Annotated in this window: 25 protein-coding genes; 10 read left to right on the top strand and 15 right to left on the bottom strand. The window is 71.5% G+C overall.

Going from position 1 to position 21,770, the window contains the following annotated elements; translation table 11 throughout:
- Positions 1-59 precede the first annotated feature (59 nt).
- The 3 genes from CCN39_RS51975 to CCN39_RS29975 are packed head-to-tail and all read left to right on the top strand — an operon-like array spanning position 60 to position 2,094.
- Positions 60-344, top strand: coding sequence for an aldehyde dehydrogenase family protein (locus tag CCN39_RS51975; RefSeq protein WP_244211063.1), 285 nt, complete (start codon positions 60-62; stop codon positions 342-344).
- A gap of 27 nt (positions 345-371) precedes the next feature.
- On the top strand, positions 372-1,373 hold the full coding sequence (locus CCN39_RS29980; RefSeq protein WP_244211062.1) for an aldehyde dehydrogenase family protein: 1,002 nt from the start codon (positions 372-374) through the stop codon (positions 1,371-1,373).
- A 31-nt stretch (positions 1,374-1,404) separates the two neighbouring features.
- Positions 1,405-2,094, top strand: a complete 690-nt coding sequence (locus CCN39_RS29975) for a type 1 glutamine amidotransferase domain-containing protein (protein WP_086847630.1) — start codon at positions 1,405-1,407, stop codon at positions 2,092-2,094.
- On the opposite strand, the gene CCN39_RS29970 is transcribed toward CCN39_RS29975, so the two are convergent.
- The 4 genes from CCN39_RS29970 to CCN39_RS29955 are packed head-to-tail and all read right to left on the bottom strand — an operon-like array spanning position 2,095 to position 4,959.
- Positions 2,095-2,640, bottom strand: coding sequence for a nuclear transport factor 2-like protein (locus CCN39_RS29970; protein WP_086847628.1), 546 nt, complete (start codon positions 2,638-2,640; stop codon positions 2,095-2,097).
- On the bottom strand, positions 2,637-2,834 hold the full coding sequence (locus CCN39_RS29965; protein WP_086847626.1) for a ferredoxin: 198 nt from the start codon (positions 2,832-2,834) through the stop codon (positions 2,637-2,639). Before CCN39_RS29965 ends, CCN39_RS29970 begins: the two co-directional genes overlap by 4 nt.
- The gene (locus CCN39_RS29960) at positions 2,831-4,180 is read right to left on the bottom strand and encodes a cytochrome P450 (RefSeq protein ID WP_086847624.1); all 1,350 of its coding nucleotides are present in this window, start codon (positions 4,178-4,180) and stop codon (positions 2,831-2,833) included. Before CCN39_RS29960 ends, CCN39_RS29965 begins: the two co-directional genes overlap by 4 nt.
- Complete coding sequence (locus tag CCN39_RS29955) at positions 4,180-4,959, bottom strand: SDR family oxidoreductase (protein ID WP_086847622.1); 780 nt, start codon at positions 4,957-4,959, stop codon at positions 4,180-4,182. Before CCN39_RS29955 ends, CCN39_RS29960 begins: the two co-directional genes overlap by 1 nt.
- Positions 4,960-5,024: 65 nt before the next feature.
- On the opposite strand from CCN39_RS29955, the gene CCN39_RS29950 reads away from it, so the two are divergent.
- Positions 5,025-6,248, top strand: a complete 1,224-nt coding sequence (locus CCN39_RS29950) for a hypothetical protein (protein ID WP_086847620.1) — start codon at positions 5,025-5,027, stop codon at positions 6,246-6,248.
- Here CCN39_RS29950 and CCN39_RS29945 read toward each other — a convergent pair.
- From CCN39_RS29945 to CCN39_RS29935, 3 genes are read right to left on the bottom strand one after another with little or no spacing between them, the layout of a single operon-like run.
- On the bottom strand, positions 6,229-6,993 hold the full coding sequence (locus CCN39_RS29945; protein WP_086847618.1) for a DinB family protein: 765 nt from the start codon (positions 6,991-6,993) through the stop codon (positions 6,229-6,231). The two genes, CCN39_RS29950 and CCN39_RS29945, sit on opposite strands and share 20 nt — an antisense overlap.
- Positions 6,994-7,032: 39 nt before the next feature.
- Positions 7,033-7,629, bottom strand: a complete 597-nt coding sequence (locus CCN39_RS29940; RefSeq protein ID WP_086847616.1) for a TetR/AcrR family transcriptional regulator — start codon at positions 7,627-7,629, stop codon at positions 7,033-7,035.
- Between the two features lie 51 nt (positions 7,630-7,680).
- A complete protein-coding gene (locus tag CCN39_RS29935) occupies positions 7,681-8,538 on the bottom strand; it encodes an NAD(P)-dependent oxidoreductase (protein ID WP_086847614.1) in 858 nt (285 codons plus the stop codon).
- 110 nt (positions 8,539-8,648) lie between these two features.
- Between CCN39_RS29935 and CCN39_RS29930 the strand changes: the two genes are divergently transcribed.
- The gene (locus tag CCN39_RS29930) at positions 8,649-9,836 is read left to right on the top strand and encodes a cytochrome P450 (RefSeq protein ID WP_244211061.1); all 1,188 of its coding nucleotides are present in this window, start codon (positions 8,649-8,651) and stop codon (positions 9,834-9,836) included.
- Here CCN39_RS29930 and CCN39_RS29925 read toward each other — a convergent pair.
- Both CCN39_RS29925 and CCN39_RS29920 read right to left on the bottom strand, forming a co-directional pair.
- A complete protein-coding gene (locus tag CCN39_RS29925; protein ID WP_086847610.1) occupies positions 9,783-10,196 on the bottom strand; it encodes a carboxymuconolactone decarboxylase family protein in 414 nt (137 codons plus the stop codon). The genes CCN39_RS29930 and CCN39_RS29925 overlap by 54 nt on opposite strands.
- Positions 10,197-10,220: 24 nt before the next feature.
- The gene (locus tag CCN39_RS29920; protein ID WP_086847608.1) at positions 10,221-11,693 is read right to left on the bottom strand and encodes an aldehyde dehydrogenase; all 1,473 of its coding nucleotides are present in this window, start codon (positions 11,691-11,693) and stop codon (positions 10,221-10,223) included.
- A 549-nt stretch (positions 11,694-12,242) separates the two neighbouring features.
- On the opposite strand from CCN39_RS29920, the gene CCN39_RS29915 reads away from it, so the two are divergent.
- On the top strand, positions 12,243-13,187 hold the full coding sequence (locus CCN39_RS29915; protein WP_086847606.1) for an MEDS domain-containing protein: 945 nt from the start codon (positions 12,243-12,245) through the stop codon (positions 13,185-13,187).
- Positions 13,188-13,228: 41 nt separating this feature from the next.
- Here the strand turns inward: CCN39_RS29915 and CCN39_RS29910 are convergent, their stop codons facing one another.
- On the bottom strand, positions 13,229-13,738 hold the full coding sequence (locus tag CCN39_RS29910) for a helix-turn-helix domain-containing protein (RefSeq protein ID WP_244211060.1): 510 nt from the start codon (positions 13,736-13,738) through the stop codon (positions 13,229-13,231).
- A gap of 262 nt (positions 13,739-14,000) precedes the next feature.
- Here CCN39_RS29910 and CCN39_RS29905 point away from each other — a divergent pair, with 262 nt between their 5' ends.
- From CCN39_RS29905 to hypF, 4 genes are read left to right on the top strand one after another with little or no spacing between them, the layout of a single operon-like run.
- Entirely contained in the window at positions 14,001-15,020 is a 1,020-nt protein-coding gene (locus tag CCN39_RS29905; RefSeq protein ID WP_086847602.1) for an NADH-quinone oxidoreductase subunit B family protein, read from the top strand.
- Positions 15,017-15,514 carry a NifU family protein gene (locus tag CCN39_RS29900; RefSeq protein ID WP_086847599.1) on the top strand — a complete coding sequence of 166 codons (498 nt, stop codon included), beginning with the start codon at positions 15,017-15,019 and terminating at the stop codon, positions 15,512-15,514. Before CCN39_RS29905 ends, CCN39_RS29900 begins: the two co-directional genes overlap by 4 nt.
- On the top strand, positions 15,511-16,125 hold the full coding sequence (locus CCN39_RS29895) for a DUF5947 family protein (RefSeq protein WP_086847597.1): 615 nt from the start codon (positions 15,511-15,513) through the stop codon (positions 16,123-16,125). The genes CCN39_RS29900 and CCN39_RS29895 overlap by 4 nt, the downstream gene beginning before the upstream one ends.
- A gap of 33 nt (positions 16,126-16,158) precedes the next feature.
- Positions 16,159-18,309: a carbamoyltransferase HypF gene (hypF, locus tag CCN39_RS29890; protein ID WP_086847595.1), complete on the top strand. Its 2,151-nt coding sequence runs from the start codon at positions 16,159-16,161 to the stop codon at positions 18,307-18,309.
- Here hypF and hypB read toward each other — a convergent pair.
- The 5 genes from hypB to CCN39_RS29865 are packed head-to-tail and all read right to left on the bottom strand — an operon-like array spanning position 18,266 to position 21,770.
- Entirely contained in the window at positions 18,266-18,961 is a 696-nt protein-coding gene (hypB, locus tag CCN39_RS29885) for a hydrogenase nickel incorporation protein HypB (RefSeq protein WP_086847594.1), read from the bottom strand. The genes hypF and hypB overlap by 44 nt on opposite strands.
- Complete coding sequence (locus CCN39_RS29880) at positions 18,954-19,289, bottom strand: hydrogenase maturation nickel metallochaperone HypA/HybF (protein ID WP_086847592.1); 336 nt, start codon at positions 19,287-19,289, stop codon at positions 18,954-18,956. The genes hypB and CCN39_RS29880 overlap by 8 nt, the downstream gene beginning before the upstream one ends.
- The gene (hypE, locus tag CCN39_RS29875) at positions 19,289-20,365 is read right to left on the bottom strand and encodes a hydrogenase expression/formation protein HypE (RefSeq protein WP_086847590.1); all 1,077 of its coding nucleotides are present in this window, start codon (positions 20,363-20,365) and stop codon (positions 19,289-19,291) included. Before hypE ends, CCN39_RS29880 begins: the two co-directional genes overlap by 1 nt.
- Positions 20,362-21,489, bottom strand: a complete 1,128-nt coding sequence (hypD, locus tag CCN39_RS29870; RefSeq protein ID WP_086847588.1) for a hydrogenase formation protein HypD — start codon at positions 21,487-21,489, stop codon at positions 20,362-20,364. Before hypD ends, hypE begins: the two co-directional genes overlap by 4 nt.
- Positions 21,490-21,497: 8 nt before the next feature.
- Positions 21,498-21,770, bottom strand: coding sequence for a HypC/HybG/HupF family hydrogenase formation chaperone (locus CCN39_RS29865; protein WP_086847586.1), 273 nt, complete (start codon positions 21,768-21,770; stop codon positions 21,498-21,500).

Below are 21,770 nucleotides of genomic sequence, written 5' to 3'. Positions count from 1 at the left end.
ATGACCCGGACGGAGGATGCCACGGCGGTCACCCGGTCCGCGCGGCTAGGCTCGGCGGCATGACTACCAGCGTGTTCGACGCCTCCGCCGTCGTCGGTGATCTCCGGGACTTCTTCGCCGGTGGTGCCACGCGGTCCGTCGGCTGGCGTCGGGCCCAGCTGAGCGGCCTCAAGGCGATGCTCACCGAGCAGGCCGAGCCCTTCCTCGGTGCGCTCTACGCGGACCTGCGCAAGAACGCCACCGAGGCGCGGCGCGCGGAACTCGATCTGGTGATCGGCGAGATCGACCACACGCTGGACCACCTGGACACCTGGCTGTCGCCGGAACGCGCCGAACTGCCGTAACGGCTGCTGCCCGGCGAGGGCCGGGTGGTGCGCGACCCGCTCGGCGTGGTGCTGATCATCGGCCCGTGGAACTACCCGCTGCAGCTGATCCTCGCGCCGCTCGTCGGCGCGCTGGCGGCGGGCAACGTCGCCGTGCTGAAGCCCAGCGAACTGTCCCCGAGCGTGTCCGCGGCGATCGCCGAGCACGTGCCGGCCTACCTCGAAGGGGTGAAGGTCGTCGAGGGCGCCGTCCCGGAGACGACGGCGCTGCTGGAGCAGAAGTTCGACCACATCTTCTACACCGGCAACGGGGTGGTCGGCCGGATCGTGATGACGGCGGCCGCGAAGCACCTCACGCCGGTGACGCTGGAGCTGGGCGGCAAGAGCCCGGCGGTGGTCGAGCCGGGCGCCGACCTGGCGGTCACCGCGCAGCGGCTGGCCTACGGGAAGTTCGCCAACGCCGGGCAGACCTGCGTCGCGCCGGACTATGTGCTCGCCGTCGGTGGGACCGGCCCGGAGCTGGCGAAGCAGCTGGACACGACGATCCGCGCGATGTACGGCGACGACCCGGCCACGAGCCCGGCGTACGGGCGGATCATCAACGAACGCCACTTCGACCGGCTGGCCGGCCTGCTGGCGTCCGGGCACGCGGTGGTCGGCGGGCAGCACGACCGGGCCGACAAGTTCATCGCGCCGACCGTGCTGACCGACGTCGAGCCGGACGCGCCGGTGATGCAGCAGGAGATCTTCGGCCCGATCCTGCCGATCATCGACGTCCCGGACGTCGACGCCGCGATCGCGTTCATCACTGCCCGCGACAAGCCGCTCGCGCTGTACGCGTTCACCCACTCGGAAGCGACGAAAGCGCGCCTGGAGGCGGAAACCTCGTCGGGTGGGCTGGTGTTCGGCGCGGCGATCGTCCAGCTGAGCGCGCCCGCGCTGCCCTTCGGCGGGGTCGGCGAGAGCGGCATGGGCCGCTACCACGGCCACTATTCGATCGACACCTTCAGCCACGTGAAGGCCGTGCTCGACAAGCCGCTGGCACCGTAGTGGCGCGGAAGCCCTACCAGGGAGGAAATGCGTGAAGCGGATTCTGATCGTCGTCACCAGTGCCGGTGAGTACGCGAAGGCGGGCTATCGGACCGGGTTGTGGCTGGGCGAGCTGACTCACTTCTCCGACGCGGCCGAAGAAGCCGGGGCCGAGGTGGTGATCGCCAGCATCGGCGGCGGGCACGTGCCGATCGATCCGGAAAGCCTGGCCCCCAGCGTGCTGGCCGACCTGGGGACGGGCCGGCGTTACGCCGATCGGGAGTTCATGGACAAGCTGGCCGGAACCCCGTCGGTCGCCGAGGTGGACGCCGCCGATTTCGACGCGATCTACCTCACCGGTGGGCACGGGGTGATGTTCGACTTCGCCGAGAGCGAGCGGCTGGCCGAGCTGCTGCGCGAGTTCCACGAATCCGGGAAGATCGTCTCGGCGGTCTGTCACGGCCCGGCCGGCCTGCTGAACGCGAAGCTTTCCGACGGGAGCCACCTGATCGAGGGCAAGGACCTCACCGGGTTCTCCTGGCCGGAAGAGGAGCTCGCGCAGCGGGACGAGGTGGTGCCCTACAGCCTGCAGGACGAGCTGGCGAAGCGGGGCGCGCGGTATTCGGTCGCCGGGAAGCCGTTCGAGACGTACGTGCGTGAAGACGGGAACCTGATCACGGGGCAGAACCCGGGGAGCGCCCGTGCGGTGGCCGACGCGGTGCTCGCCCGGCTGCGCGGCTGATCACCAGAGCTCGACCGGGGATTCCCCGCGGGGGTGGTGGCCCGGCTGCGGCGAGGCTGCCCGGGCCATGCGCTGCTTCATGCCGTCGGACAGGTCGCCTGCCTTGAGCATCTCGAGGAACAGGGCCGCCGCGTTGCCCAGGTCGAAGAAGTCGCGTTGCCAGGACCACTGCCACGCGCCGGCGTAGCGGAACCAGCTGCCGCCGATGCCGGCGACCTCGTAGGGGGAGCCGTCGGGGCGCCGGGTGCCGGCCGTCTGCTTCCAGAAGCCGACGACTTCGCCGGCGCGGTCGTCGACGAGCACCTTCTGGTACGGGTACGTCCAGCCGTCGAGGCCGGCCATCTCGGTGCCCAGGGCGTAGTCGCGGATTTCGTCGCGGCCGGCCGCGACGAACACTTCGTCGGGGCCGTGGTGCCAGCCGTAGGTCGCGTCCACTGTGTACATCGTGGCGAGCGGTCGCCAGTCGCCGGTCTGCTCGCAGCGGGCGTTGGCTTCGAGCCAGCGCCGGACCATTTCGTCCAGTTCGGCACGCGGGAAAGCAGTCATGACGGCTCCTTCAGGGTCAGCGCCCGGGTCGGGCAGCTCCGGACGGCGTTCTCGACCTTGCCGCGCAGCGCGGCGGGCGGCGCCTGGTCGAGGACGACGACCGTGCCCCGCTTGGGTACCTCGAACACCTCGGGTGCCTCCAGCTCGCACATGGCGTGGCCCTGGCACAGGTCGAGGTCGGCTTCGATCCTCACGCCGTGCGCCTGCGGTAGCGGACCCGGCAGGGCTGGGCGAGCTGGACGACCATCTTCGAGTGGTCGTTGCGGTAGGTGTCCGGAGGCTGGGCCGGGGCGAACGTGAAGTCGCGCAGCAGCACCGAGAAGATGGCCTTGAGCTGCATGACGGCGAACGCCGCGCCGACGCAGCGGTGCCGGCCCGCACCGAAGGGGATCCAGGTCCACCGGTTGAGCAGGTCCTCCTGGCGCGGTTCGGCGTACCGGGCCGGACGGAACGCGTCGGGGTCGGGGAAGTCCTCCGGGATGCGGTTGGAGATCGCGGGCGTGGCGCCGACGTAGTCACCGGGCCGGATCGTGTGCCCGCACACGGTGAAGCCGGCGTTCGCCACGCGCAGCAGGAGGATCAGCGGCGGGTGCAGGCGCAGTGCCTCCTTGATCGCCGACTCCAGCCGGGGGATTTCGCGCAGGGCCTGGAAGTCGACCGGTGATCCGCCGGCGTGCAGCCGGTCCAGCTCGTCGAGCACGTCGTCGAGGACGTCCGGGTGGCGCAGCAGCTCGATGAGCGTCCAGGCGGCGGTGCCGGAGCTGGTGTGGTGCCCGGCGAACATCATCGAGATGAACATCCCGGTGATTTCGTCAGCGGAGAACCGCAGGTTCCCCTCGTCGTCCCGGACCGACATCAGGACGTCGAGCAGGTCGCGCTCGTCGCGGGCGGGCGGCGGGCCTTCGGCTCGGCCGGTCATGATGTCCTGCACCAGGCGGACCAGGCCGGCGCGGGCCCGGTCGCGGCGCCGGAAGCTTTCGATGGGGGCGTAGGGGTCGACGTACGCGAGCGCGTCCGTCCCGCGTTCCAGTTCGTGGTAAAGCCGTGCGAACCGGCCGTCGAGCTGGTTGCGGAACTTCGTGCCGATCAGGCAGGCGGAGGAGGTGTAGATGGTCAGTTCGGCGAAGAACTCCAGCAGGTCGATCTCGCCCGCTTCGCCCCAGCCGGCGACCATGCGGTCGATCTCGCGCGAGATGGTGGTGGCGTGGAGCTTCATGTGCTCGCCGCGCAGTGCCTGGTTGTGCAGCATCTCCCGGCGCCGCTCGGGGGAGGCGTCGAACACCACGCCGTCGCCGAAGATCGGCTTCATGAACGGGTACGCCTCGCCCTGGTTCAGCTCGTCGTCGCCGGCGCGGAAGAAGAACTCGTTGGCTTCGGCGCCGGACAGCAGCACCACGCGGCGGCCGGCCAGGTCGAACGCCCCGACGTCGCCGCACTCTTCGCGGACCCGCCGCATCAGCCCGATGGGGTCGGCGCGCAGTTCTTCGAGGTGCCCGTGCTCGGTGTCGCCGCCGGACACCAGCCGTGGGTCGAGCGCCATCACGTCTCCCGCAGCGGGGCCTCGGGTTGCACTTCGACCAGGGTCAGGTGGACGCCGCGGGGTGCGGACACGACGGTCGTCACCGCGTCCGCGATGTCCGCGGCGCGCAGGAAGTACGCGTGGCGTGCGAAACCCCACTGCTTCCACTCCTCGAGCATGGTGAGGGTCGCCTGCTGGTCCCAGCCTTCGGCCAGGCTGGAGACGGTCGGGCCGGGGCGGACGATCGAGGCGCGCACGCCGGTGCCTTCGAGTTCCATGCGCATCGCGTGGGCCATCGCCTCCAGCCCGGCCTTCGCCGGGACGTAGGCACCCATACCGGGACGCGGCGCGGGGACCACGTCCGAACCGATGAACACGACGTCGCCGCGGCGGCGGGCGACCATGTCCGGCACGACGGCCGACACCAGCCGGTGCGCGCCGAGCAGGTTCACGCCGACCTGCTCGGCGAAGGTTTCGCTGTCCTGCTCGTGGATCGGCGAGGGCTCGAGCCCGCCCGCCCCGGATACGAGGATCTCGATCGGCCCGAGCGCTTCGGCCGCCGCGGCCGCGAACTTGCGGACCGATTCGCCGTCGCCGACGTCCAGTTCCAGTGCGACGGCCGCACCGCCCGCGGCGCGGATCCGGTCGGCGACCTCCTCGGACTTCTCGACGCGGCGGGCGCCCAGCGCGACCGGGTGTCCCGCCTCGGCGAGCGCGACCGCCGTGGCGGCGCCGATGCCCGAGGACGCGCCGGTGACGATCGACGGCCGCTTCTCCGGATTAGGGGCGAATCGCGGCATGACGCCGGTCCGTTCCTGTGCTAGACATGTGTCCAGACGGTAGTACGGCCGGGAGGGGATGACAAGTGCCGAGCAGGTACACGACGCTGCGCCGGGGAGAGCTGGCCGTCCTCTTGCCCGAGCTCCTGCTGGCGGGCCAGCTGATCGACCGGTCGGCGATGGCGTGGTGCATCGGTGCGTTCGGCCGGGAGGGGATGACGCGGATCGCGATCGAGGAGTGGATGGCCGCGAGCCCGGTCTACACCCGCCGGATGCAGCGCGCCCTGGGGTTCGAGGGCACCGACGTCGTCACGATCTTCAAGGGGCTGCAGCTGGACATCGGCGCCCCGCCCCAGTTCATGGACTTCCGCTTCACCGTGCACGACCGGTGGCACGGCGAGTTCCGGCTCGACCACTGCGGCGCGCTGACCGACGTCGAGCCCCTCGGGGACGACTACGTGACGGCGATGTGCCACGACATCGAGGACCCGACGTTCGACGCGACGGCGGTCGCCACGAACCCGAAGGCGCGGGTCCGGCCGATCCACCGGCCACCCCGCCGGCCCGCCGGCCGGCGCCCGTGCTGCGCGTGGACGGTCGTCATCGACGACGCCCACCCGGAGGTCACCGAGTCGGCCGGGTGCCGTCGGCTCCGCACGACGCGGGCAGCCACGCTCGAGCTGGACCGGATCGACCCGGCCGACGACGGCGCGGCGGACTACGCGGGCCCGTTGCGCAGTGACCTCGACTTCGCGTCGTTTTCCCGGTCGGCCCTCGTCCGGCTGGCCGACGAAGTCTGCCTGCAGATGCACCTGCTCAACCTCGGCTTCGTCCACGCCGTGCACGACCGCGCCGACTTCGGGCAGGCGCACGCGATCTGCCGCAGGCAGCTGATCGGCATCGCCGGGCTCTCGGCCGGGCGCCTGCACCGGGCTCTCGGACTGCCCGGCGGCGTCGAGGGCGCGCTGCGGCTGCTGGAGCTGCACCCGCTGCTCAACCCGGCGGCCTACGTGCGGGCGACGGTCGGGGACACCCTGGCCGTGACGGCTTCGCCCGCGCACGACGACGGCGCGTGGATCTCGCTGTGCGGACCGCACGAGACCGGGCCGCTGCGCGCGATCGTGCGTGCGGTGGATCCTCGCCTGGACGTCGAGGTCGAGGGCACCCCGCTGGAGTGGGCCGCGCGGCTGGTGTGGCGCGACGAGCCGGCGAAGGAGTTCGACGAGGTCGCCGTGACGAGGATCAGCACCGGGGCGTCGTTCGAGTTCCGGCCCCGCCGGTCGATCCCGATCACCCCGGTGCGGCGGTAGCCTCGAGCACCGCGAGGTCACGCACCGCGTAACGGTGGTGCTCGGCTTCTTCCTTCAGCACGACCTTGAGGCACCGGCGCACGACGTACTCCTGGTCGGGATAGGGATCGGCCGGCTTGCGACCACACACCCGATCGAGTTCGGCCGCGGTGAGCCTGTCGACGACCCGCCGCATCGCGGCCATGCGGGCGAGCCGCGGCGCGAGCACTTCGTCGAGCGCCGGGGTGGCTTCGAGGGCGAGGCCGAGCTTCGCCGCCTCTTCCGGCGTGGTGCCCCCGGCGGGGAAGCCCAACGGGTGGTAGGGCGATTCCTCTTCGAGCACGGCGTTGCCGAGCCAGGCATCGGAGGCGAACAGGAGATGCCGTTGGGTCTCGACGAACGACCACTCGCCGTCGACCTGCTCGTGGAGCTGGACCTCCGGCAACAGCCTCGCCCGGTCGAGCGTCGCGGCCCACATCTTCTCGATGGCGTCCCAAGCGGCCCGGTAGTCCGCGGGGGAGTCCGCATTCCGCGCCAGCGCCCTCGCGGGGTGCCGGCGATCGAGTTCGGCCTCGACGTAGGCGGTCACGTCGACGTCGTTGACGACGAGGCGCTCGAAGTCCCCACCGAGGGAGACGTCGCTGCCGTAGCAGTCGACGATCTTCAGGCCGGTCACCTCGCAGTCGCGGATCTCGAGGCCGGCGAGGTCGCACAGGTGGATGCGGGCACCGCGGAAGTGATCGCTCTGGCGGTATTCGGAAACCATCGAAGCAGTCTGGCCGAGTCGTCGTGCCCGCGCCACGTCCTAACCGCTGCGGCGTTTCGGGTCCTTCGTGCGGGGCCGGGTGTCGGCGAGCAGGAGTTCCGTCATCTTGCCGAGGCGGCGGGGGAGGTCCTCGAACGTCATGTAGCCCGTGCCCGCCAGCACCAGCGCTCCGACGAACGCCATCGACAGTGTTTCGCGGGCCGCCGCGGACATCGGGCCGATCGCGTCGCCGACGCGGCGCAGGAGCTCGCTGCCGATCTGGTCGCGCAGCCTGCGGACCTCCGGGTCGTCGGTGAGCAGGGCCGTGGTGCACGCGCGGCTGAGTTCGGGCTCCTTGGTGAACAGCTCGGTGATGCTCCGCACCGCGTCCGCGAGCGACGCCGCGGGGGACCGGCGCGGCCGGTCCGGGGGCGCCGGGAGATCCTGGATCTGCTGCCAGAGGATCGCGCAGACCAGGTGCTCCTTGGACGAGAAGTACGTGTAGGCCGTCGCCGGGGAGACGTCGGCGCGCTTGGCCACCGACCGGACCGTGACGTCGCCGTACGGGACGGCGCGGACTTCCTCCAGCGAGGCCGCGATCAGCCGCTGGACCGTGTCGGCCCGGCGCCCGTCGACGATGCGGCGTACGGGCTCCATCACGCTGTCCTGCTTTCGATCATCCGGCCATGATAACCGTCCGGACAGGCGTCAAGCGGGACCGCCGGGTGCGACACCCAGCCCGTCGGCAAGTCGTTCCAGCGCCAGCCGGGCGAGCGGGGTGTCCACCTCGAGCTCGGCTCCGAGCTCGAGCGCCAGGGCGAGGTCCTTGTGGCCCAGCTCCCGCACGTGCGAGAAGATCGGGTACCAGCCCTCGTCCCGGGCGATCGGCGCGGTGGTGCCGCGCACCATGATCGCGCCCGGGCCGCCGGTGACGGCGTCGGAGTGCCGCACCACCTTGCCCAGCTCGATCAGGTCGAGCCCGGCCGCCTCGGCGAGGCGCTGGGCCTCCGCCGCCGCGGCGAAGGACACGAAGTGCAGCAGGTTGCGCGCCAGTTTCGCGCGGGTCCCGGCGCCGGGCGGGCCCGCGTGCATCGTGTGGCCCGCCCAGTGCGCGAACACGTCGCGGCAGCGCTCGAACGCCGTTTCGCCGGCACCGACCATGACCGCGAGGGTGCCCTTCGCCGCGCCGGGCGCGCCGCCGGAGACCGGCGCGTCCACGATGTCGATGCCGCGCGGCCCGTACGTCTCGGCGAGCCGGGTGGCCGTGGCGGCGGCGATGGTGGAGTGGATGGCCACGACCGTGCCGGGCGGGGCGGTCTCCGCGAGTCCCGCCGGTCCCGAAAGGACCGCCTCGACCTGCGCGTCGTCGCGCACCATCAGCGAGATCACCCCGGCGGACGCGGCGACCTCGCGGGGGCTGTCCGCCGTCCGGGCGCCTGCCTCGCGGAACGGCTCGAGGGCTTCGGGGCGTACGTCGTGGACGATCAGGCCACCGGGCCAGTCCAGCAGCCGCCGGGCCATCGGCGCGCCCATCCGGCCGAGTCCGACGAATCCCACGGGCTTCATCGCGGCTCCCTCGCCTCGGATGGACAGCTGTCCGGACTGTAGTTCACCCGGGAGGGGCGGTCAACGACCGCGGTTGCTCCGGAATCCTCGGAAGAGTACTGTCTGGACACGTGTCCAGTGCCTTCAATCCGTACGACTACGGCTTCCACGAGGACCCGTACCCCACCTACGCCTGGCTGCGCGCGCACGCGCCGCTCTACCGCAACGAGGAGCTGGATTTCTGGGCGCTGTCCCGGTATTCCGACGTCGTCGCGGGCTTCCGCGACAACACCAGGCTCTCCAGCGCGAACGGGGTCTCGCTGGATCCCCTGGCGTACGGGCCGCACGCGCACCGCGTGATGTCCTTCCTGGCCATGGACGAACCGCGGCACCTGCGGATGCGTTCCCTGGTGTCGCGGGGTTTCACGGCTCGCCGCGTGCAGCAGCTGGAAGAGCGGGTCCGGGAGCTGACCCGGCAACACCTCGACGCGGTGCTGGACGCGGAGGAGTTCGACTTCGTCGGCGCGTTCGCGGCCAAGCTGCCGATGGACGTGATCTCCGAGCTGCTCGGGGTGCCCCCGGCCGATCGGGATCGGCTGCGCGCACTGGCCGACGCCGTCATGCACCGCGCGGAAGGCGTGCTGGACGTACCCCCTTCGGCCGTCGAGGCGTCCCTGGAACTGGCGAAGTACTACGCGGAGATGGTCGCCCTGCGGCGGGACCGGCCCGGGGACGACCTCGTTTCGGCGTTGCTGGAGGCGGAGATCGACGGGGAGCGGCTCACCTCCGAGGACGTCATCGGCTTCCTGTTCCTGATGGTCGTCGCGGGCAACGAGACCACCACCAAGCTGCTCGGGAACGCGCTGTACTGGGCGTGGCGCACCCCCGGCGAGCTCGGCCGGGTGCTCGGCGATCCGTCCCTGGTGCCGTCGTGGATCGAGGAGACCCTCCGGTACGACACGTCGAGCCAGATCATCGTCCGCACGGCGGCCGGCGACCTGGACTACCCCGGCGGCACGGTGCCCGCCGGCGCCCGCGTGCTGCTGCTGATCGGCTCGGCCAACCGGGACGAGGACGCCTTCGCCGACGGGGACACCTTCCGCATCGGCCGCGCGCCTGAACACCGCATCGCCAGTTTCGGCGCGGGCGCGCACTTCTGCCTCGGCGCCTCGCTCGCGCGCCTGGAAGCGCGGGTCGCGCTCACGGAGATCGTCACCCGGATCGCGGGCTGCGAAGTGGACGAGGCCGCCGCCGAGCGCGTGCACTCAACGAACGTCCGGGGCTTCGCCACGCTGCCCGTCCGGGTGACCGCCCGCTGAGCCGGCCGCCTTCCCGTGCTTCGCGACGACTTTGTCGACCGTCGTGGACAGCTTGGTACCCAGCGGCCAGCCGACGTAGTGGGTGAGGAACACCACCACCTCGCGCAGCTGCGCGGCGTCGAGTTCCTCGTTCTGCAGCGCGGCCTTGACCTGGATCGCGGCGATGTCCTCGAGACCCAGCGCGGCGATCACGCCCAGCAGGAGCAGCCGCCGGTCCCGCAGGGAGAGCCCCGGCCGCGTCCAGATCTCGGCGAAGAGGTGGTCCACCGTCACCGCGAAGAACTCGCCGGGCAGGTCGGGCATGTCCCAGCCGTAGACCTCGCGCATCATCTCGAGTCCGCGCTTGCGCTTGTCGTTCATCGCATGACCTGCATGGCTGCTCCTCTACGCCGGCTCGGCGACGACCTTGGTTTCCAGGTATTCCTCGAAACCGGCCACGCCCATCTCGCGGCCGATCCCGGACTGCCGGTACCCGCCGAAGGGCACGTCCGCCGAGTACCAGACCGCACCGTTGACGCTGAGCGTGCCGGTGCGGATCCGGGCGGCCACGGACCGCGCCCGGTCGAGGTCGGCCCCGTGGACGGCGCCGGAGAGGCCGTACGGCGAGTCGTTGGCGATCCGGACCGCGTCGTCGTCCCCGTCGTGCGCCAGGACGACCAGCACCGGGCCGAAGATCTCCTCGCGCGCCACGCGGGCCTCGTTGGTGACGCCGGCGACGAGGGTCGGTTCGACGTAGAACCCCGTCCGCTGCGGGCGGCCGCCACCGCAGACGATCTTGCCGCCCTCGTCCGCCACGGTCGCGAGGTAGCCCTCCACGCGATCGCGCTGGCGGGCCGAGATCAGCGGCCCGCAGATCGTCCGGTGGTCGGCCGGATCGCCGCAGCGGATCCGGCTCATCGCCGCGGCCGCCGCCTCCACCGCTTCGTCGTAGCGGGCACGCGGGACCAGGAGGCGGGTGGTGAGCGCGCAGCCCTGGCCGGCGTGCGTGCACACCATGAAGGCGGCCATCGCGCACGCGGCCGCGAGATCGGCGTCGTCCAGCACGACACACGCGGACTTCCCGCCCAGTTCCAGGAAAACCTTCTTCAGGGTTCCGGCGGCCGCGGCCATCACCCACCGCCCGGTCGCGGTCGAACCGGTGAACGAGACGAGGTCGACCCGGGCGTCTTCGACGAGCCGGGCGCCGACGCCGTGGTCGGCGGAGGTCACGACGTTCACCACGCCGGGCGGGATGTCGGTCTCCCCGGCGATGAGCGCACCGACCGCGGCGGCGCACCACGGGGTTTCGGGCGCGGGCTTGAGCACCACGGTGCAGCCCGCGGCGAGCGCGGGTCCCAGCTTGGCGAAGGTGATCTGGTGCGGGAAGTTCCACGGCGTGATCGCGGCGACGACCCCGGCGGCCTCGGCGAAGAGCGTCCGCCGGCTGGGCACCCCCATGGGCGCGGCGACGCCCAGGTCCCGGTGCCAGGCGTACCCGTCGGCCAGGTCGGCGAACCAGGTGAGGTGCTCGATCGGGACGTCGAGCTGCGGGCCGTGGGTGAGCGCGACCGGGACGCCCGCTTCGGCCACGGTCAGCTCGCGCAGCTCGTCGCGGTGCGCCCGCAAGGCCTCGGCGAGCTGACGGAGGCACCGCGTCCGCCGGGCGGTGTCCCGGGACCAGCCCGTCTCGTCGAAGGCGCGTCGCGCGGCCCCGACGGCCTCGGCGAGATCGGTGCCGTCGGCGTTCGCCGCGCTCCCGAGCACCTCCTCGGTCGCCGGGTTCACGGTGGCGAACTCCCCGCCGCGGCCGGGCCGCAGGACGCCGTCGATGAGCAGCTTCGCGGGCTGGTTCCGCCATCGGGCGACCGGGCTGGACATGTGTCCAGACGATAGTTTGCAGTGGTGTCCAGCGCAAGCGAGCGCCGGCCGGGGGAAGGTGGCCCGCGGGTCGAGGCGTGCGGCGATCGCCCGGCAAATTCGCGCGGCCGTCCGCTTCGAGCGATTGGTCCGGACAATTCCCATACCCCGTTCGAAATGAAAAAGAATTGTTTTCGAACAGGTGCGCGGCCGATCGTTCCCGGCCGCTCCCGGCGCGGTTCGGACAGTACTGTCCGGCGCGCCGGCGGAGGGGACACATCTGGCTCGAATTCCCTGCGTGACAGGGGTTTGGGCTGGCTGTGACCAAGGACTGCGGGAGACATTGCGATGCCGGTTGTGTCCGCCGCGAGGCGTGGCGGTGTCAAATGCTCCGAACGGGTGTAATAGATTCGCCGCGTGATAGCTGAATCGAGCTGTTGCGGGTACGCTCCCACCGGTCTGCATGCGTTCCCGGAGGAACGCGATCGAATGGACAATCGGCGAAGAAAATCCTCAGGAGGCTCGGTGTGCACGAACACCCCGGCGGCTGCCGCGGCACGGGAAAGAGCGGTGGAGCCAGGTTTCCGGCACCAGGGCTGCCTCTACGGCAGCGACGGCGAGTTCCTCGCGATGGCCGTTCCGTTCGCCGAGGACGGGTTGCGCCGGGGTGAGCCGGTGCTGGTCACCACCACGGCGGCCAACCTCGGGCTGCTGCACGCGGTGATGGGCGCGGACGCCGACCGGATCGCCTTCGCGGAGTCGGACTACTTCGGCCGGCGGCCGTCGCAGCTGGCCGACGCGCTGCACCGCTACTGGGGCCGTCACCGGTCCACCGCGCCGACCGGCACGGTCCGCATCCTCGCCGAGCCGGCCCGGGCCGGTGGCTCCGGCGACGAAGCCGCCTGGCAGCGGGCCGAGGACGAGTTCAACGTGGCGCTGACCGGTACCCGGATCTGGATGATCTGCCCCTACGACACCAGGACCACCGGTCCCGGCGTGGTCGAGGTGGCGCGCCGCACGCATCCCGAGTACGTCGTGAACGGCGAAGTCCGGGCGTCCGCGCAGTTCAGGCCCCCCGAAGAGGCGGACGGATCCGCGGCGGCGACGCCGTCGCACACCGCCGAGGACCTCTTCCGCTTCGAGGGCGACCTGGTCGCCGTGCGGCGCCACGTGCTGGAGCGGGCGAGCTCGCTGCTGCGGTCCGAGGACACCGCGACGCTGTTCGGCATCGCCGTCGGCGAGGCCGTGGCCTACCTGCTCGAGCACGGCATCGACCGGGCGGCCGTCTGGGTGCGGCCGGCGGCGGGCCGGGTCGTGTGCACGCTGCACAGCGAACGGCCGGTCGACGGCCCGGCGTTCTACGGCCCCCGGGCGGCCACCCGCCCCGGCACCACGCTGTGGATGACCGACCAGATCTGCGAGTGGCTCGACGTCAGCTCCGACACGGCCGGCTGCACCATCGAGCTGGCCATGCGGGAACGGCCCGCCGGCGCGGCGCACCCCACCCGGAACTAGGACGCCGCACCGCCCCCACCCGGCCGGGACACATCTGTCCGTCAGTGCAGCCGCACGTCGCCGAAGCGGTCTTCGATGCGGCGCAGATCGCGCAGCCGGGGCTCGGTCTGCCCGCCGAGCCAGCGGTGCATCGTCTTCGGGGACACCCCCAGCTCCTCGGCCGCGGTCTCCTTCGTGATCCCGCGGCTGCGCAGCGCTTCGGCCAGCCACTCGGCGAAGCTGGCGGCGGGCGCGTCCGGCCCGGCCGGCGGCGCCGGGGCCGGCTCCGCGGCGCGGGACGGGAGCACGTCGAACTCGACGCGCTGGGGGTACTTGCGGCAGGAGACCTCGAGCACGCCGGACGGGCCGGCCGCGGTCAGCAGGGCCCGGAGGATCGTGTTGCCCACCTCGCGTTCCTCGGCTTCGGCGAGCGGCGCACCGGCGAGGCACCCCTGGACGAATTCCCGGATTCCCGGAACGGCGGACGGGCGGGCGGGAAAGATCTTCGTGACGATTTCGACCGGGACGACCTCGATCGAATTGCCGGCTGACCGGCCCGCCGATTCCACCACGATCAATGTCCCTTCCGCCGGATGTCCAGTGTAGTCGTCCACGCGATTTCCGGCTGCCGCCGAACGCGCGGGGGCCGGCGGCCGGTATTGTCCGCCGCCCGGCAGCAGCTGTGTCCGGAACGCCGACACGTCAGTCTTGCCGCTGCTGCCGGACGGGTCTACGGTAGGCGTCCTTCGGGCCGGTCATCCGGGGGACCGCCCGTCTCGGAGGAGGAACTGCCGACTTCGCGTGCGGCCCGCGGCCGCAGGGAAGGTGCCATCGATGGTCAGGGCCCCGCAGGCCGGCAATGGCCCGGCGGACGACTCCGAGAACAATCCACCGACTGTCCATATTTTATGGATGAATGGTGGGCTGAGCTGCGACGGCGAATCGGTCGCGCTGACCGCGGCCACCCAGCCCAGTATCGAAGAGATCGTTCTCGGCGGTCTCCCCGGGCTGCCCGAGGTCGCCATGCACTGGCCGTTCCTCGATTTCCACAGCGGGCCCGACGGGGGAGCCGACAGCTTCATCGAATGGTGGCACCGCGCGGACCGCGGCGAGCTCGAGCCGTTCATCCTGATCGTCGAGGGTTCGATCGCCGACGAGACGAACAAGGCCGAGGGCTACTGGAGCGGGTTCGGCACGGACCCCGCGACCGGGCAGCCCGTGACGGCGAGCGAGTGGCTCGACCGGCTGGCCCCCAAGGCGATGGCGATCCTGGCCGTCGGCACCTGCGCGAGCTACGGCGGCGTGCACGCCATGGCCGGTAACCCCACCGGCGCCATGGGCGTGCCCGAGTACCTCGGCCGCGACTGGCGGTCGTGGGCCGGGCTGCCCATCGTGTGCGTGCCGGGTTGCCCGGTCCAGCCGGACAACCTCTCGGAAACCATCCTGCACCTGCTGTTCCAGGTGGCCGGGCGGGCCCCGGAGATCGACGTCGACGAGGCGTTGCGCCCGAAGTGGCTGTTCTCCAACACCGTCCACGAAGGGTGCGACCGGGCCGGGTACTACGAGCAGGACGAGTTCGCCGACCAGCACGGTTCGCCCCAGTGCCTGGTCAAGCTGGGGTGCTGGGGCCAGGTGGTCAAGTGCAACGTGCCCAAGCGGGGCTGGATCAACGGTGTCGGCGGCTGCCCGAACGTCGGGGGCATCTGCATCGGCTGCACGATGCCGGGCTTCCCGGACAAGTTCATGCCGTTCATGGAGGACCCGGCCGGCGCCGGCGGCCCGACGGCGACGAGCAGCGTGTCCGGGTCCGCGATCCGGATCCTGCGGGAGATCCGGACGGCGGCGGACCGGTGAGCGCGCCCGGCAGTCCCGCCGAACGGCTCGGGACACTTCTGGGCGCCCTGCTCACCGGCCCGAACCGGCGGCCTGCCGAAGAGATCGTCCGGCAGCTGACGGACCTGTACGGCGAAGGCCTGGCCCGGATCGTCGGCACGCTGCGCGAGCACGACCCGGAGTCGGTCGGGGCGATCGCCGCCGACGACGTCGTCGCGGGCCTGTTGGCGCTTCACGACCTGCACCCGCTCGACACGCAGGCGCGGGTCCGCCGGGCCCTGGACCGGATCCGCCCGCAGGTGGGCACGGTCGGGTACCTGGGCACCGACGACGGCGTGGTCCGGCTGAGCCTCGGCGCGAGCCGGGGCTGCTCGTCCGCGGCACGGGCGACGGTCGAAACCGCGGTCCGGGACGCCGCTCCGGAGCTCACCGGCGTCGAGATCGTCGCCGCCCCGGTGCTGTACCGGATCGGCATGGGACCGCCCGGCGCCGCATCGGAAGGGAGAGCGTCATGAGTGTCGACACCGGGTCCACGCATCCTGCGTTCGCCCGGGACCGGCGTTCCGCGCGGCCGGAGCGGTGCGACCTCTGCGCGACGCCGGTGGCGGCGCGGCACTGCCACGTGGTCGACACCGGCCGCCGCACCCTGCTGTGCGCGTGCCGCGCGTGCTTCCTGCTCAGCACCGGGCGCCCGACCGGAGACACGCCGTACCGCGCGGTTCCGGACCGCTACCTGTGGGACCCCGGGCGCCCGATCGCCCGCCTCGACTGGGGCGCGCTCGGGATCCCGGTGCGCTTCGCGTTCTTCGTCCACTGCGGCACCCGGGTGACGGCGTTCCGGCCCGGACCGGCCGGCGCGGCCGAGGCGCCCCTTCCGCCGGGCCTCTGGGCGGAGCTCGCCGCGGCGCACCCGCTGCTGGCGACGGCCGAGCCGGACGTCGAGGCGATCGTGTTCCGCGGGCGTGGGTGGGGCACGGACTGCTTCCTCGTGCCCGTCGACGTGTGCTACCGGCTGGCCGGCGCGGTCCGCCGGTACTGGACCGGCGGCGACGGCGGTCCCGAGCTGCACGAACGCGTCGGCGAGCTGTTCGCGGAGATCGAGCAGCGGGCACTGCCCCTGCGGTAGCGGCCCGGGGCGGCGCGGGCGCAGACTGGGCGGGTGCGGGTCGCGGTCCGGGTCGTCGGAGTGGTTCAGGGCGTGGGGTTCCGGCCCTTCGTCCACCAGCTGGCGGCGCGGCTCGGGCTCAGCGGGTTCGTCGGGAACGACGTGCACGGTGTCTTCGCCGAGGTCGAAGGGCCGCCCTCGGGGGTGGACAGCTTCGTCGGCGCGCTCGATGCCGAAGCGCCGCCCCTGGCCGTGGTCGACGACGTGCGGGTGCGGGAGATTCCCGCCGCCGGTGGGGCCGGGTTCCGGATCGTCGGGAGTCCGCGGGGTGGCGGCGCCGACACGTTGGTCTCCGCCGATTCCGCCACCTGCGACGACTGCCTTCGCGAGCTCTCCGATCCCGCGGACCGGCGGTTCCGGTACCCCTTCGTGAACTGCACGAACTGCGGCCCGCGGTTCACCATCGTCCGGGGCGTGCCCTACGACCGGCCGCTCACCACCATGGCCGCCTTCGCGATGTGCGCCGAGTGCAAGCAGGAGTACGAGGACCCGGCCGACCGGCGGTTCCACGCCCAGCCCGTCTGCTGTCCGGCCTGCGGGCCCACCCTGCGGTTCGAACCCGGTGGCGGGGATCCGATCCCGGCGGCCGTCGATGCCCTGCGCGCGGGCGCGATCGTGGCCGTGAAAGGGCTGGGTGGCTACCACCTCGCTGCCGGGGCGAGGCACGAGGAAGCCGCGCGACGGCTCCGGGAGCGCAAGCACCGCGAGGACAAGCCGTTCGCCGTCATGGTGGCCGACCTGGCGCAGGCCCGGAAACTGGCCGAAGTGGACCCGGCGGCCGAAGAAGCGCTCACGAGCCGGCGACGGCCCATCGTGCTGCTGCCGAAGAAGGCCGACCTCGCGGCCGCCGTCGCGCCCGGGAACCGGCGGATCGGGCTGATGCTGCCCTACACCCCGGTGCACCACCTGCTGCTGGCGCAGGCCGGCCCGATCGTGCTGACCAGCGCCAACGTGTCCGACGAGCCCATCGTGTACCGCGACGAAGACCTCGGCCGCCTCGAAGGCATCGCCGACGCCGTCCTCGGCCACGACCGGCCGGTCCACACCAGGACCGACGACTCCGTGGTGCGGATCGTCCGAGGGCGGGAGCAGCTCCAACGGCGATCACGCGGCTACGCGCCCGAGCCGGTCCGCCTCGAAACGAAGAAGCACCTGCTCGGCTGCGGCGCCGAACTCAAGAACACGTTCTGCCTCGCCAAGGGCCGCCACGCCTTCGTCTCGCACCACATCGGCGACCTCGAGAACTACGAGACCTTCCGGGCTTTCACCGAAGGCATCGAGCACTTCAAGCACCTCTTCGCCGTCGCCCCGGTGCTCGTCGCGCACGACCTGCACCCCGAGTACCTGTCCACGAAATACGCCCTCGACCAGGACGTCGAGCTGCTGGGCGTCCAGCACCACCACGCCCACATCGCCGCGTGCCTGGCCGACAACGGACAGGACGGCCCGGTCCTCGGCGTGGCCTTCGACGGCACCGGCTTCGGCCCCGACGGCACCATCTGGGGCGGCGAGTTCCTCCTCGCCGACCTCACGAGCTACCGGCGGCTGAGCCACCTCCGGCCGGTCGCCATGCCCGGCGGTGTGATGGCCATCCGGCAGCCGTGGCGGATGGCCGCGTCCTACCTGGACGAACTCGGGCGGCCGGCGCAGGAAGACATCGTGAAGCTCAAGCGCAGCGGCCTCAACTCACCCCTGACGTCCAGCGCCGGACGGCTCTTCGACGCCGCCGCCGCGCTGCTCGGCGTCCGGGACACCATCAGCTACGAAGGCCAGGCCGCCATCGAGCTGGAACAGCTGGCGGACCCGGCCGAGAAGACCGCCTACCGGGCGCGCATCGACGACGTCGTCCACGGCGAGGACCTCATCGCCGCGCTCGTGGACGACCCCGGCACCCCGGCGAAGAGAGCCGCCCGGTTCCACAACGGGGTCGCCGACGCGATCGCGGCGACCTGCGACCGCTTCCGGGACCACAGCACCACGGTCGCGCTGTCGGGCGGGGTCTTCCAGAACGTCCTGCTGCTCGACCGGACCGTCGAAGCCCTCGAAGAGGCCGGTTTCGCAGTGCTCACCCACCGGAACGTGCCCGCCAACGACGGCGGGATCAGCTTCGGTCAGGTCGCCGTAGCCAGCCGTACCACTCGGTGAGGCCGTCGCCGCGGGTCGCGCTGACCTGCAGCAGCGCGGCCGACGGGTTGACCCGGCGGACGTCCCGCTCGAACTCGGCGACGTCGAAGTCGACGTAGGGCAGCAGGTCGACCTTGTTCAGCAGCACGAGGTCCGTCGCGGCGAACATGTGCGGGTACTTCAGCGGCTTCCCGGGTCCCTCGGTCACCGACAGGACCACGACCCGCGCCGCCTCGCCGAGGTCGAACAACGCCGGGCAGACCAGGTTGCCGACGTTCTCGATGAACAGCGTCGAGCCGTGCGCGGGCGAGAGCGAATGCAGCGCCCGGTGCAGCATCGCCGCGTCGAGGTGGCAGCCGGCGCCGGTGTTGATCTGCACCACCGGCGCGCCGGTGGCCTTGATCCGCTCGGCGTCCAGCAGCGTCTCCTGGTCGCCCTCGATCACCGCGCAGGGCCCCTCCAGGTCCCGGATGGTCCGCTCCAGCAGCGTCGTCTTGCCGGCGCCGGGCGAGCTCATCAGGTTGATCGCGAAGACACCCCCCTCGCGCAGGTGCGCGCGGTTGTGCGACGCGAGCTCGTCGTTCTTCGCCAGGATGTCCTGCTCCATGACCACCGTGTGGGCGTGGTCGGTGATCCGGACGTCCGAATCGGAGCAGCCGCAGGTGTCACACATGGCCGACCTCCACCGAAGTGATGCGCAGTTCCCGCCCCGCGAGCACCGCCACGTCGGCGCTGCCGCAGGGGCACAGCAGGATGAAGTCGTCGAGGGCGAACTCCTCGCCGCAGTCGCGGCAGCGGGCCCGGCCCGCCGGCTCGGCGATGTCCAGCCGGGCGCCTTCGAGGGAGGTCCCCGTGCACAGCACGTCGAAGCAGAAGCGGACGCTGTCCGGCACCACCCCGGACAGGCGCCCGATCTCCAGCCGCACGGTCTTCACCGCCGCGTCGCCGAGGCGGGTGACGATCGCGTCGACGACCGACTGCGTGATCGCCATTTCGTGCACTAGCAGATCCTCGGCAACGGGTCCCCGACCAGCAGGTCCACGATCCGGGTGCCGCCGAACGCGGTGTTCAGCAGCACGAGCCCGGGCGGGTCGTCGGCGATCCGCCCGATCACCGCGGCGTCCGCGCCGAGCGGGTGCGCGCGCAACGCCGCCAGCGCGTCCGAAGCCTGGGTGCCGTCGACGACGACCACGATCCGGCCTTCGCAGGCGACGTACAGCGGGTCGATGCCCAGCAGCTCCGAGGCGCCGCGGACCTCCTCCCGGACCGGGACGGCCTTCTCGTCGACGACCACGGCGACCTCCGCGGCCTTCGCGATCTCGTTGAGGATCGTCGCGACACCACCGCGGGTCGCGTCGCGCATCGCGCGCACGCCGGGCACCGCGGCCAGCAGCCCGGCCACCAGGTCGTGCACCGGCGCGGTGTCGGACTCGAGGTCGGCGTCGATGTCGAGTTCGCCGCGGGCCAGCATGATCGTGATGCCGTGGTCGCCGATCGGCCCGGAGACGAGGACGGCGTCTCCGGGCTTCACGGTGGCCACGCCGAGCCCGGTCCGCGTGAGCACCCCGACCCCGGCGGTGTTGAGGTAGACGCCATCGGCCTTGCCGCGCTGGACGACCTTGGTGTCACCGGTGACGATCTGCACCCCGGCGGCGAGAGCGGCCGCCTTCATCGAGTCGACGATCTTCAGCAGGTCCTCGACGGGAAAGCCCTCTTCGAGGATGAACCCGGCGGTCAGGTACAGCGGCCGCGCCCCGGACACGGCGAGGTCGTTGACCGTGCCGTTGACCGCCAGGTCGCCGATGTTCCCGCCGGGGAAGAACAGCGGCGAGACGACGTACGAGTCCGTCGTCAGGGCCAGGCGGGCGTCGCCGATGGTCAGCGACGCCGCGTCTTCCAGGGGCTCGAGCAGCGGGTTGCGGAACGCGTCGAGGAACACGGCCTCGATGAGCGTGTGCGTCGACTTGCCACCCGCGCCGTGGGACAGCGTGATGCGCTCTTCCCGCACCTTCGCGCGTCGCCGCCGCGCTCGTTCGATGCGGTCGAGGACCTGCTGCTCGCGCCCGGTGGTGGTCATGCTCGGCTCGCCTCCCGGACGCGCTGCCGGCTGAACCGGCCGAAGTTGTAGTACGCCGCGCAGGCGCCTTCGGGCGAGACCATGCACGTCCCGATCGGTGTCTCCGGGGTGCACGCGGTGCCGAACACCTTGCACTCCCACGGTTTCAGCACGCCCTTGAGCACCTCGCCGCACTGGCACGCCTTCGGGTCGGCGACGCGCAGGCCGGGGATCTCGAAGATCCGCTCGGCGTCGAACTTCGCGTACTTCTCGCGGATCGCCATCGCCGAGTGCGTGATGAACCCGAGGCCGCGCCACTCGAAGTACGGCCGCAGCTCCATCACCTCGTTGATCACCTTCAGCGCCACGAGGTTGCCGTTCCACGGCACGACCCGCGAGTACTGGTTCTCGACTTCTGCCCGCTTCTCGGACAGCTGGACCATCAACAGGTAGATCGACTGCAGGATGTCGAGGGGCTCGAACCCGGCGACGACGACGGGCTTGCCGTAGTCGCGGGCGATGAACTCGTACGGACGGCAGCCGATCACCGTGGAGACGTGCCCCGGCCCGATGAAGCCGTCGAGCCGCAGGTCGGGGGAGTCGAGGATGGCCTTGATCGCCGGGATGATGGTGACGTGGTTGCCGAACACCGAGAAGTTGTCGATGCCCTCGGTGGCCGCGCGCAGCAGCGTCATCGCGGTGGACGGCGTGGTCGTCTCGAACCCGATGGCCATGAACACCACCCGCAGATCCGGGTTCTGCCGCGCGATCTTCAGCGAGTCCAGCGGCGAATACACCATGCGGATGTTGGTGCCCTCGGCGTTGGAGTCGAAGAAGTTCCCGCCGGAGCCGGGCACGCGCATCATGTCGCCGAAGGACGTCATGAGCACCCCGGGCTGCCGGGCGATGTGGATGGCGTCGTCGATGCGGCCCATCGGGATCACGCACACCGGGCAGCCCGGCCCGTGCACCAGCGTGATGTTCTCGGGCAGGTAGTCCTCGAGGCCGTGCTTGTAGATGGTGTGCGTGTGCCCGCCGCAGACCTCCATGAACTTGTAGTGGCGGCCCGGCTCGCACAGCGACGTGATCTTCGCGGACAGCGCCCGCGCCTTCTCCGCGTCGCGGAACTCGTCGACGAAACGCATGAAGACTCCTACTCGATCCGGGATTCCAGAAGGGCGGCCATCTCGTCCTCGTACGCCTTGCCGATGCTCTCGAGGAACTCCAGCGCGGCCGCCGCCTCCGCTTCGTCTATTTTGGACAGCGCGAACCCGACGTGGATGAGGATCCACTCGCCGGGCTTCGGCGGGTCGTCGTCGAGCAGGCCGATGTTGATGGTGCGTTTGACGCCGCTGACGGACACCTTCGCGAGGTCCGGGCGGTCCTCGCTGATTTCGATGATCTCGCCCGGGATGCCGAGGCACAT

It is taken from the genome of Amycolatopsis kentuckyensis, assembly GCF_002155975.1.
GTDB lineage: Bacteria > Actinomycetota > Actinomycetes > Mycobacteriales > Pseudonocardiaceae > Amycolatopsis > Amycolatopsis kentuckyensis.
This window is presented reverse-complemented; position numbering and strand designations above follow the sequence as displayed.